General features: G+C 35.5%; 1 protein-coding gene. It reads left to right on the plus strand.

From position 1 onward, the window contains the following. Window positions 1-625 precede the first annotated feature (625 nt). Window positions 626-1,036: a hypothetical protein gene (locus tag QUB39_RS30460; protein ID WP_333245807.1), complete on the plus strand. Its 411-nt coding sequence runs from the start codon at window positions 626-628 to the stop codon at window positions 1,034-1,036. The last annotated feature ends 443 nt before the right edge of the window (window positions 1,037-1,479 follow it).

The following is a 1,479-nucleotide window of genomic DNA, read 5'->3' on the forward strand; positions in this document are numbered from 1 at the left end:
CCAACGTTCATCCAAAATGATAATTTAACATGGGAATCTCTAATTTTGAACGTTACTAATTGAGGGAAGCTTTCAATCATGCCTAACCACCTGCATGTGATTATTGCATTCAGAAACAATAGTGAATCAATCAACACAACGGAGTCAAATGGAAAGCGGTTTATAACATATGAATTGGTTAAACGCTTAGAGCAGCTAACCAAAGTGATGTGTTGTCAAAATTGGAGGCTTTACCCTCTGCCATAGAAATGAAGCGAGGTAGATTGTATACAGTATTTGAGCCATCATTCGATTGGAAGGACTGCCGAACCGATAAATTTATTATTCAGAATCTGAATTACATCCATCTTAATCCATGTAAGGCAGAACTAGGTAACACTCCCGAAAACTATGTAATTCTTCTGCAAAGTTCTATGCAACCGGAGAGCAGGGATTTTATGAGATAACAAGATACGGAAATTCAGGATGTGGATTTAACTATTGCGCTATGAATGCCGCAATGTCCCCAGGAATATTCTGATTTAGATTGAATATTTTTGGCGGGAGACATTGCGGAGAATAAAAGACTACAACTATTCAAGGAAAGGATGCAGATGGAAATAACACTACAACAATAGTATGGGAAGTGACAACAGCAACTGTTAATGCAGACGGGTTAATTGGTGGTGTGTCTAGAACAGTCTATACCAAAACTTTGGGACATAAAGGAGTTTCGCTTACAGCGGATATAGAATTGGATCAAGCATCCTCAGAGTTTAAAACAGCAGTGAATTCTGTAAGGGAGTATAAGAAAGAGGTTAAACAAAGTCCAATCCAAGCAGAAGCTAAACAGAATGCCAATGAGAATAAAACTGCTGTGAAAGTTGGAGGGGGGTTAGGGTTGGTTGGTCAAGGTGTTAAAATAATCCCCAATCCAATTGCAAAGGGAGTGGGTTATGGTTTACAAGGACTAGGTGTAGTAATCAAGTTTATTTATAGTGATGTGATAAATAAGACTAATCCAGAAAAAATAAGAGTTCATACTACAATAAAGTAATATGGTAAAAAACAGTAAGTTACTCATATATATAGTAGGATTAATAAGTCAGTTCTTTTTTATTGTTTTTCTTCAAAGCGCGATATCGACAGACGGTGAAGCCTCTGGTAAAACGGTGATATATACACTTGGAATAAATTTGACTCTCTTATGTACAGTCCACTTTTTTCTTTGGAAAGAATATCGATTGAAATTTAGGTTCTCGAACCTATTAATCTTAACGACATTTTTTATAATCTACTTGGAATGGTTGAGTGTTTTTGATTTTAAAGAATATACATTATATTATTGTTTATTAGTCCTTAACTATGTTGTTTTTGCCCTGTTTATCTCGAAAGAAAAACATAAGGCTTAGTTGGTTGTAAGTGTGAAAGCTTCCCTCAATTAGTAACGTTCAAAATTAGAGATTCCCATGTTAAATTATCATTTTGGATGAACGTTGG

Source organism: Microcoleus sp. AT8-B5, assembly GCF_036705565.1.
GTDB lineage: Bacteria > Cyanobacteriota > Cyanobacteriia > Cyanobacteriales > Microcoleaceae > Microcoleus.